10 protein-coding genes are annotated in these 9322 nt (G+C 50.0%); 2 read left to right on the top strand and 8 right to left on the bottom strand.

The window, feature by feature from the left end:
- Positions 1-78 precede the first annotated feature (78 nt).
- From motA to flhD, 3 genes are all read right to left on the bottom strand, one after another.
- Complete coding sequence (gene motA, locus GKAS_RS21155; protein ID WP_035897203.1) at positions 79-972, bottom strand: flagellar motor stator protein MotA; 894 nt, start codon at positions 970-972, stop codon at positions 79-81.
- 122 nt (positions 973-1094) lie between these two features.
- Positions 1095-1679 (bottom strand): flagellar transcriptional regulator FlhC, encoded by a 585-nt coding sequence (gene flhC / locus GKAS_RS21160; RefSeq protein ID WP_181814576.1) that lies wholly within the window; start codon positions 1677-1679, stop codon positions 1095-1097.
- Complete coding sequence (gene flhD, locus GKAS_RS21165) at positions 1676-2026, bottom strand: flagellar transcriptional regulator FlhD (protein ID WP_035897207.1); 351 nt, start codon at positions 2024-2026, stop codon at positions 1676-1678. Before flhD ends, flhC begins: the two co-directional genes overlap by 4 nt.
- A gap of 789 nt (positions 2027-2815) precedes the next feature.
- On the opposite strand from flhD, the gene uspC reads away from it, so the two are divergent.
- Positions 2816-3235 carry a universal stress protein UspC gene (gene uspC, locus GKAS_RS21170; RefSeq protein ID WP_035897208.1) on the top strand — a complete coding sequence of 140 codons (420 nt, stop codon included), beginning with the start codon at positions 2816-2818 and terminating at the stop codon, positions 3233-3235.
- 100 nt (positions 3236-3335) lie between these two features.
- Here uspC and araH read toward each other — a convergent pair whose 3' ends face one another.
- The 4 genes from araH to GKAS_RS21190 form a co-directional block, all read right to left on the bottom strand.
- A complete protein-coding gene (araH, locus tag GKAS_RS21175; RefSeq protein ID WP_035897211.1) occupies positions 3336-4316 on the bottom strand; it encodes an arabinose ABC transporter permease AraH in 981 nt (326 codons plus the stop codon).
- A 14-nt stretch (positions 4317-4330) separates the two neighbouring features.
- Positions 4331-5845 (bottom strand): L-arabinose ABC transporter ATP-binding protein AraG, encoded by a 1515-nt coding sequence (gene araG / locus GKAS_RS21180; RefSeq protein ID WP_035897212.1) that lies wholly within the window; start codon positions 5843-5845, stop codon positions 4331-4333.
- Between the two features lie 63 nt (positions 5846-5908).
- Positions 5909-6889: an arabinose ABC transporter substrate-binding protein gene (locus tag GKAS_RS21185; RefSeq protein ID WP_035897215.1), complete on the bottom strand. Its 981-nt coding sequence runs from the start codon at positions 6887-6889 to the stop codon at positions 5909-5911.
- 303 nt (positions 6890-7192) lie between these two features.
- Positions 7193-7750, bottom strand: a complete 558-nt coding sequence (locus tag GKAS_RS21190; RefSeq protein WP_035897217.1) for a DJ-1/PfpI family protein — start codon at positions 7748-7750, stop codon at positions 7193-7195.
- Positions 7751-8378: 628 nt separating this feature from the next.
- Here GKAS_RS21190 and GKAS_RS21195 point away from each other — a divergent pair.
- Positions 8379-8882 (top strand): non-heme ferritin-like protein, encoded by a 504-nt coding sequence (locus GKAS_RS21195; RefSeq protein WP_035897219.1) that lies wholly within the window; start codon positions 8379-8381, stop codon positions 8880-8882.
- 76 nt (positions 8883-8958) lie between these two features.
- Here the strand turns inward: GKAS_RS21195 and GKAS_RS21200 are convergent, their stop codons facing one another.
- Complete coding sequence (locus GKAS_RS21200; protein WP_035897221.1) at positions 8959-9210, bottom strand: DUF2766 family protein; 252 nt, start codon at positions 9208-9210, stop codon at positions 8959-8961.
- Positions 9211-9322 lie beyond the last annotated feature (112 nt).

Raw genomic sequence — 9322 nt, forward strand, 5'->3', positions numbered from 1 at the left:
CCAAGAGCCGTGGGCGGCTACCGTGCGTATTTATGTTTGTCGCCGCTTTACGACGACTAATAGGATGCGATTGGTTTTTCATGCGTCCTCGGTTGTGGTCTGCTGCTGGCCAGCCGGGTTACGCACCGCACGCACATGTTCTTCCAGCTCGACGAACGAAGGACGTTCGCTGGTGTAAAGGGTTTTACGGCCAAACTCGACGGCAATCGGCGGTGCATAGCCGTTGAGGTTCGACAGCAGCGTAATTTTGACGCACTGCATCATTTTAGTCGTTTCTGCGCTTTTCTGGCGCAGTACGCTAGCTAACGGAGAGACAAATCCGTAGGCCAGTAAGATGCCAAGGAATGTTCCCACCATCGCGTGGGCAATCAGCGCCCCAAGCTCTGCTGCGGGTCTGTCAGCTGAACCCAACGCGTGAACAACCCCCATCACCGCCGCGACAATACCGAAAGCCGGCAGTGAGTCGCCGACCAGCGCCAGGCTGTTCGCCGGAACTTCACATTCGCTTTCATGGGTTTCAATTTCTTCGTCCATCAGCGCTTCAATTTCGAAGGTGTTCATGTTACCGCTGATAATCAGACGCAGATAGTCGACGATAAATTCCAGCATCACTTTATCGGCAAGAATGCGCGGATAGCTGGCAAAAATTTCGCTCTCTTTGGGGTTTTCAATATCGCGTTCGAGCGAAAACATCCCCTGCTGGCGCGACTTCGCCATCAGACGATAAAGCAGGGCCAGCAGGTCCATGTACATCGTTTTTGTGTATTTCGAGCGACGAAACAGCAGCGGCAGCGCCTTAAGCGTGCCCTTGATAGCCTTGCCGTTGTTCCCGACGATAAAAGCACCGACCCCCGCCCCGCCGATGATAATCAGCTCGGCCGGTTGATACAGTGCCCCAAGGTGTCCGCCGGTCATCATGTAGCCGCCGAAAACTGTCCCCAAAACAACCAGGTAACCTATTAAGATAAGCACGTAATCATCCTTCCACCGTTGACCATGAGTGGAGACAGATGAGCAAAATCACTAACCGACGGGTAAAAAAAAGCAGCGATCATCAAGACCGCTGCTGGAGTGTTTTATCCACACCGTGTGGGTTAAACAGCTTGCTCTATCTGTTCATCCAGCAGTTGTGGATTACTATCGGCAAGATTGTCGGAAAGTTTACGTCTTTTTACTGCGCGAGATGGTGGCTGGCAAAGGCTGCAAACAAAGCTGCCCGCTGGCTGGTGCGCATGAGTAATGAAATTGCCGCCGCAGGAATGGCAGCTGGAGAGTTCAAGCATTCCGCTTTCCACAAAGCGGACTAACGTCCATGCGCGAGTCAGCGCCAGAAGCGGCCCGTTATCCTGCTGTGGACATTGTTCGAGGTACAAGCGGTAGGCTTTAATCACGGCGTCCACGCCAGAGCACTGTCCGCTTTTGAGTAAAAACTGCCAGGCATTACAGAACATGGAAGAGTGAATATTCTGTTCCCATGTCATAAACCAGTCCGTGGAAAACGGCAGCATTCCTTTTGGAGGCGGGCTGCCGCGCAGTTCTTTGTACAGCTTAATCAGACGACCACGGCTGAGCTGGGTTTCACTTTCCAGCATCTGCAAACGCGCGCCCAGCGTTATCAACTCCATAGCAAGCTGAATATCGCGGGCTTCCTGAACAATGCTTTTTTCGCTCATTTTCAGGCCCTTTTCTTACGTGCAGGTTCGCCTGATTGGCTGGCTTCATTCAGCAGTCTGGTGGAGAGCAGAATACCGGTATGAATCTGCTGTAAGTCGTCAACTCGTGACTCTTGCGTAAGACGGGTGATGCTTTGAGCATCATCAAAACGGAACTGGCAAACTAACTGGTTGGTCTCCGCAATTTTCACCATCTGCGGAAGAGTCAGTTCACCAAGAACTTTAGCCATGGCCTCGTTGATGCCGAGACGAAACATAGCTGAAGCCTTATCCTGACCAATCAAACGCTGTGCAAGAAGCAAGTAAGACAAATTGATGTCATAAATGTGCTTTAGCAACTCGGATGTATGCATTTTCCCCATCCCGAATAACCAATTAGTACTTTATGCGGTCAAACCGCATACCCCGTGATGTCGTCGGGCAAGGCCCGATAAAAAAAATCGGTCGAAATGCATAGCCGATTAGGTGAATCTTTCTGCAGGGTTGTCGGTCGGCGCGTTGACCTCTCGCCCGACTAACCTAAACATTTCTTACAATTTACTAAGATTTTTCCTAATTCGACGCAACTTTACTCGCCAGATGTGACACATACAATGTTACTTCGCTGTTAATTTGAAATTTATGTGATCGCCGTCACAAAATCAAATCAAATTTCGCCCCTCAATCCATCAGTCTCAATTGTATTTTGAGTATTATTTAAGCAAAAAAATCGCTATTTTATTCCAGCCTAACGGATATTCATTCACCGAAAGTATTTAACAAAGATTCAGGACGAGGGACTTTACGCGAGCCAGATGCGAAAAAATTATCACAGATCATGCTTTCATCTAATAAATAAAATTCATTTTAAATTCAACAAATTGAAACATATAATCATTTGCCACAAATTAATTTTCATGTTATTTACTTTTTATTAACAATATTTCAGCAAAAATTAAATGTTTATCCGCCTTACTGGTTACATCATATATTCAGTGCGGCTTATGCAATTTACGCACCTTTAATACTGTCATTCGCATAAACCTTGCTAATGTATTAGGTTAAGTTATAGACAGCGATACTGCCCCCAACGCTTGCAGCGAGGCGGTAAAAAGAGTAAGAGATGAAGGATCGAGTGCATGTCATTCAAGCAAGGAGGTCTGATGTCTTACTCACATCTTTTGGTGGCCGTTGCGCCTACCCCAGAGAGTCATGAGCTGCTAAGGAAAGCAGTGGAAATCGCCGAGCCTGCCGGTGCTCGTATTAGTTTGATAACGCTGTCAACTGACCCGGAGATGTACAACCAGCTGGCTGCACCGATGCTGGAAAATCTGCGTGAATTGATGCAGGAAGAAACGCATCAATTTCTGCAAAGCCTTTCTGACTCTACCCACTACCCTATCTGGAAAAGCCATATTGCCTCGGGTGAGCTGTGCGATCACGTCAAAGCATTCTGCCAGAATCACCAGGTTGACCTGGTTATCTGCGGTAACCATAACCAAAGCTTCTTCTCACGCGCCACCTGCTCGGCCAAAGCGATTGCCGGGAATAGCGGCGTTGATGTGCTGTTGGTGACACTGTAACAAATGGTGAAACCCGGCGTCGCTGCGCTCGGCCGGGTTACGGATAGCTATTTTTTGTAGCCCGGCCGAGCGCAGCGACGCCGGGACCAATATCACACAATCAGACGGTACGCTTCGCCTTCTGTTTGTAGCGGTCAAAAATCACCGCCGCCAGTAAGATCAGGCCACGCACGACATACTGAGAGAACGGGGAAATATTCAGCAGGTTCATAGCGTTTTCTACCGTTCCCAGTATCAGGATCCCGGCCACCACATAAGAGATCTTGCCGATCCCGCCCTTCAGCGACACGCCGCCCAGCACGCACGCCGAGATAACAATCAGCTCATAACCGATGGACGTCATCGGCTGACCGCTGGTCATACGCGAAGCCAGAATAATACCCGCCGCCGCGGACACCAGCCCGGAAAGGACAAAAATGATTATCTTGGTACGCACCACGGGAACCCCCGCCAGACGCGCCGCTTCTTCATTACCGCCAATCGCCAGAGTATTGCGCCCGAAGGTGGTTTTATTCAGCAGTAAACCGAAAATAATCAGGCACCCAACGGTCAGCCAGATTGGTGCCGGCAGCCCTAGCCAGTTGGCATAGCCGAGGGTAAAGAAGCGCTCGTCTTCAATGCCCACCGCCTTGCCATCTGAGATAATGTAGGCGAGGCCTCGCACAATCTGCATCGTCGCAAGCGTGGTAATCAAGGCGTTGATTTTCAGTTTCGCAATAACAAAACCGTTGACCAACCCGCTTAACGCCCCGAGCAGCAGACCGGCAAATACGCCAATCCATAGGCTCTCAGTGAGGTTAATCACCACCGCCGTGGTGACCCCCGCGCAGGCAATCACCGACGCTACCGACAGGTCAAAGTCGCCGGAAGCGAGGCAGAAGAGCATTCCGCAGGCCACCATTCCCGACATAGAAATCGCCAACCCTAACCCCTTCATATTGATGAATGAGGCAAAATTTGGCACAAAAATGGCGCAGCAAATAAACAGCACGGCAAAGACCACCAGCATGCCGTACTGATCCCAGATACGGCCAAAACTCAGCGACGTGCGGCGTGCGCCTGGTGTAGTAACAGATGACATCGTAACCTCCTTCCTCAGGCCACAGCCTGACTGACTTTAGGCATAGCCAGGCTTAACGCCTGTTGTTCATTGGCGCTGTCGTGCAGCAGCTCACCGGAAATCTCCCCTTCCCGCATCACCAGGATGCGGTCAGCAACCCCCAATACTTCCGGCAGGTCGCTGGAGGCAAAAAGCACCGCTACGCCCGAGGCCGCTAGCGCGTAAATCACGTTATAGATTTCATGTTTGGCCCCAACGTCAATCCCGCGCGTCGGTTCATCCAGCAGGATGACCTTCATCTCCTCAGAGAGCCAACGCCCAAGAATTGCTTTCTGCTGATTACCCCCGGAGAGGTTCATAATCAGCTGCTGCGCCCCCGGCGTTTTGATATTCAGAGATTTAATATGATGTTCAGCGTTGGTTGACTCCCACGCATTGTTGATAAGACAGCCAGCGTGGATATGCTTACGCCGGGCGCTAATGTTGATATTGTCGCGCACCGAATGGACCGGAATAATCCCCTCGGCTTTGCGGTCTTCCGGGCAAAGCATCATCCCGGCACGAATGGCCTGCGCTGGCTTATCGATAGTCACCGGCTGGCCGTCGATAAATATCTGCCCGCCGCTGAGCCTGGTGCCACCGAAGATCCCTTTCATCAGTTCACTTCGTCCCGCCCCGACTAAGCCAAACAACCCGACGATTTCGCCGCTGCGCACCGCAAGCGAGATTGGCGTGCGAACGCCCGGCGCTTTCACCTGGTCAAGGCGCAAACGCTCATCGCCATACTCGCGTGACTGCCAGCCGTAGATATCACCGATTTCACGCCCGACCATTGCCTGTACCAGGCGGTCATGGCTGACCGCTTTGATATCGTCAAATGTGCAGACATAACGACCGTCTTTGAACACGGTAATCGCATCGCTGAGGGCAAAAATCTCCTCCATGCGGTGTGAAACATAAATGATCACCCTGCCTTCTTTGCGCAGTTCGCGGATGACCCTGAACAGATTGTCGATTTCGCGCGCGGATAGCGAGCTGGTCGGTTCGTCAAAGGCGATAACCTTGGCGTTACGCGCCAGAGCCTTGGCAATTTCCACCATCTGCCACTGGCCGATGGAGAGATACTTCAGCGGCGTATCGGGGTCGATATCCAGACCCAGATGCTCCAGCTGCAGCCGGGCTTCATAGTTCAGCAACGAGCGGTTAACGAAGCCGCCGCGGCTCGGTAACTGCCCTAGATAAATATTTTCCGCCACGGTCATTTCCGGGACGAGATGCAGTTCCTGGTAAATAATTGCGATACCTGCGTTCAACGCCGCAGTGGTATCGGCAAAAGAAATCTCTTCTCCCCGCAGCACCAATGACCCGGAGGTTGGCGCATAATTGCCGCTGAGAATTTTCAGCAGCGTGGATTTACCCGCGCCGTTCTCCCCCATCAGCGCATGCACCTGTCCGCTATAGCAATCGAAGCTAATATCGGACAGCGCTTTTACGCCGGGGAAGGTTTTGCTAATACCGCGGAAAGAGAGATAAGGGGTAGACTGTTGCATCGCAACCTCCACAATGACACGACCCGTCTCCCTCCGCTGTCGCGAAGGGAGAACTATCAGGACTCAGAGGCCTTTTTTCGCCAGCTCTTCTTTGAAGTTATCGCGGGTAATCAGCACCACGTCAGTCACCGCAGTAAATTTCGGTGGCTCAGCGCCTTTCTGTACCCAGTTGTAGAGCAGTTCACTGGTTTTATAGCCGTGAATATCCGGGCTTGGCAGTAATGAACCAAAGAAGCCGGTAGCCTGGGCTTTAGAAAGCTCATTGACCGCATCAACGCCGTTAATGCCGATACCAATGACGCTGGCCGCTTTAAAGCCCTGGCCTTCCGTCGCACGCACGCCGCCCAGTACGGTGTTGTCGTTCATGCCGATAATCAGCCACTGTTTCACTTCCGGATGCTGTACCAGCAGGGAGTTACCGGCATCGAATGCACCCGGGATATCGTTAGATTTGGTCGGTACCTGATAGATTTGTTTTTCCGGGAAGCCCGCCGCTTTCAACGCGTCCATTGAGCCGGTAGTACGACGACGCGCCGTATCCAGTTCGTTCGCGGTGATGGCCATCACGCCGGTCGTTTTCACATCCCAACCGCGCTTTTGCATTTCTTTGTAGAGTTCCTGGCCCTGACGCGCGCCAATTTCGCTCGCCGCCATCATAACCAACGGTACATCTTCCATCGGTTTACCTTTGGCGTTGACGAACTGATCGTCGACGGTGATCACTTTCATGTCATAGCCGCGCGCTTTCGCCACAATGGCTGGCCCTAATTTAGGGTCCGGGGTACAGATAACAAAGCCTTTTGCGCCGCTAGCCGCCAGGCTATCAATCGCATTCAGCGTTTTCTCTCCGTCCGGCACGGCAATTTTAATCACGTCAAAGCCGAGGTCTTTACCGGCTTTATCGGCAAATTTCCATTCCGTCTGGAACCAGGGTTCCTCGGGTTGTTTCACTAAAAAACCGAGCTTGAGATTTTCAGCCATAGCTGATTGTGACATAACCGCTGCCAGACCAATGGCCGCCAGCGCTTTGGTAAATTTGTGCATGGTTAACTCCAGCCTTAATGTTCTTTTATGTAGGGAAAAATCAAATAGGTGATTTAAATTAGACATAAAACAAAGTATTAGCCGTATTATTAACAGCGTTAACGTTGTTGAAACATTAATAGCCCGGAATGCGTTTTCCAGAAGAGAGCGGCATCACACCGCAGAATTACAGTAGGGTGATGCATATATTCAGCAATTAAGTACATATAGAAAGCGTGAATTGTCGGACAATTCACGCTAAGGGATAGCAGATTTATCTATATAACGAGTGGGAAAATCCCTTTAACCGGAATTTGTTAACAATTACCAGCGGTAATAGATGTGATCGGCATGGTCGCGAACCGGCGCTTCATCACCCAGCAGGCGAGCGGCAACGGTGAAGGCAAAATCAAAGACATGACCAAAGCCTTTGCCGCTAATCAGATTGCCATCTTCGACAACCGGTGCATCAACATATTCGCCGTTTTTCACATCCTGCCATAAATCCCCGGAGCAAACGTAACGGCGCCCTTTCAGCAAGTCATTGCCTGCTAATACACGTGCCGCCGCAGAGCAGATTGGGCAGATAAACTTACCTGCCGCATCGTGGGCTTCGACGAATTTAACAACATCGGCATTCGCCGCCAGATTCACGCTCCCCTGAGGGCCGCCTGGCAGGACAACCGCGTCGTACAACGTATCAAGGCGTTCTGCCAGCGTCGAATCGGCAACCATCGGAATATCGTGATAGCTGACAACCGCACGGGACTCAGCGCAGGACACCAGTTCAACGCCAATGTGCAGACGACGTAGGATATCAATCGTGACAATCGCTTCCCCTTCTTCAAAACCTGGGGCCAGCAGTACAGCAACCTGTTTCATTTTAACTCCTGTCATTTTAATCAACGCATCTTCCCTGAGGCGGCAAAACGGGAAGAACTTGCGTACCCTTAATTACGGCAAACAGCATCTACCGGCTGTCTAATAGCAAAAATGATCTAAAACAAATTTAACCTTGTTTTGATATTCAAGACAGCCACTTAAAAATACATGCTTTATCTGATAAACATTATTCGTAAAATGCCATTCATCGTAAATAATACGTATTAATTTCGCTTTAACTTTAATATTCATTGAAAAACAAGATCGCGATCACACTTTAAATGCCCATCGAGCCCTAGCAAACCTCATGTTAACAACGCCTTACGGAAATTATACAAACGCGTTATATTCACTGTTAACCATCGCATTAAGAAAATATATCTCTGCCAATGGCGTTAATTTTAATATAGGTTGTAACGAAACGTAAAAAGCAACCCATGAGACTTTTCTTATATCCACACTCAGCGTATTATTTTTTTGACGAAGGGATTTAATATCCCAAAGTCAGACGCAAGGACTACAGGTAATATGTAGTCACACTCTAACGCGGAAATAGCGCATGGTTAGCGGCTATTACGAACTATGCGATTTAACGCGTATCGTTCCTACCAGCAATAAGGATATTTGTATGGCAGTTCCAGGAATGGTTCAAAAGCTTAATGCACAGATAAATCTTGAGTTTTCTGCATCTAATCATTATTTGCGTTTGAGCGAGTGGTGCTCAGAACATAGGCTGAATGGGACCGCGACGTTTCTACGTTCACGGGCTCAGTCCAGCGTAACGCAGATGATGCGCGTGTTCGACTATATGAAGAAGTCTGGCGCTTATCCGGTGGTTAAAGCTTTTGAAACCAACGAAGATAAATGCGCGACCCTCGAAGATCTTTTCCTGAAAACAATCGAAGGCCATGACCAACGTGCTTCAACGCTGTCAGAATTAACTGAACAAGCTAAAGTGCTTCATGACGATAACACCCTGACGTTCCTGAACGCTCTGGAAGAAGAGCAGGAACAGGATGGTATCTTGCTGAAGACGATTCTGGATGAAGTTCGCAGCGCACGAAAAGCCGGTCTGTGCATTCAACAAACCGACCAGCATCTGCTGAATATCGTGACTCAACAACAACATTAATTGATTTCAGAAGGGCGGCGTCTCCGCCCTTCTTTTATTGGTATTCCGGGCCGTTTGCCCGAAACCTCACCGCGTATTAGTGCGTTGCATCCTGTGGCGCAAACTTCAGCTCAATCAGTGCAATCGCTTTCTGAATCGCTCGCAGCGTCACCGGGTCAGCCCCTGCTGGGTGGGTGGTAAAATCGATGGATTTCAGTTGGCTCGCCATTTTTTCACGGACTTCAACCGGGGCGATAACGTCGATGACGTCGAGGATCTGTTTGATAACGAGCTGGCAGGCTACCACATCGGAAACCAGTTCATCGTTCGGGGTCAGGTTCTGAGACATTTTTTGCTCCTATTTTGCGGAGCGTAATAGTAACCTACTTTCGCAGAAGATAAAAAAACCTGCCGTGGCAGGTTTTTTTTATCAGAACATAGCGCCTGGCGGTACGTCTTTG

The organism is Kluyvera ascorbata ATCC 33433, assembly GCF_000735365.1.
In the GTDB taxonomy this organism is placed as follows: domain Bacteria; phylum Pseudomonadota; class Gammaproteobacteria; order Enterobacterales; family Enterobacteriaceae; genus Kluyvera; species Kluyvera ascorbata.

Bases quoted from the DNA above. Each gene is read 5' to 3' on its own strand.
- flhD (WP_035897207.1), bottom strand. From the start codon at position 2,026: ATGCATACATCCGAGTTGCTAAAGCACATTTATGACATCAATTTGTCT.
- uspC (WP_035897208.1), top strand. From the start codon at position 2,816: ATGTCTTACTCACATCTTTTGGTGGCCGTTGCGCCTACCCCAGAGAGT.
- araH (WP_035897211.1), bottom strand. From the start codon at position 4,316: ATGTCATCTGTTACTACACCAGGCGCACGCCGCACGTCGCTGAGTTTT.
- araG (WP_035897212.1), bottom strand. From the start codon at position 5,845: ATGCAACAGTCTACCCCTTATCTCTCTTTCCGCGGTATTAGCAAAACC.
- GKAS_RS21185 (WP_035897215.1), bottom strand. From the start codon at position 6,889: ATGCACAAATTTACCAAAGCGCTGGCGGCCATTGGTCTGGCAGCGGTT.
- GKAS_RS21190 (WP_035897217.1), bottom strand. From the start codon at position 7,750: ATGAAACAGGTTGCTGTACTGCTGGCCCCAGGTTTTGAAGAAGGGGAA.
- GKAS_RS21195 (WP_035897219.1), top strand. From the start codon at position 8,379: ATGGCAGTTCCAGGAATGGTTCAAAAGCTTAATGCACAGATAAATCTT.
- GKAS_RS21200 (WP_035897221.1), bottom strand. From the start codon at position 9,210: ATGTCTCAGAACCTGACCCCGAACGATGAACTGGTTTCCGATGTGGTA.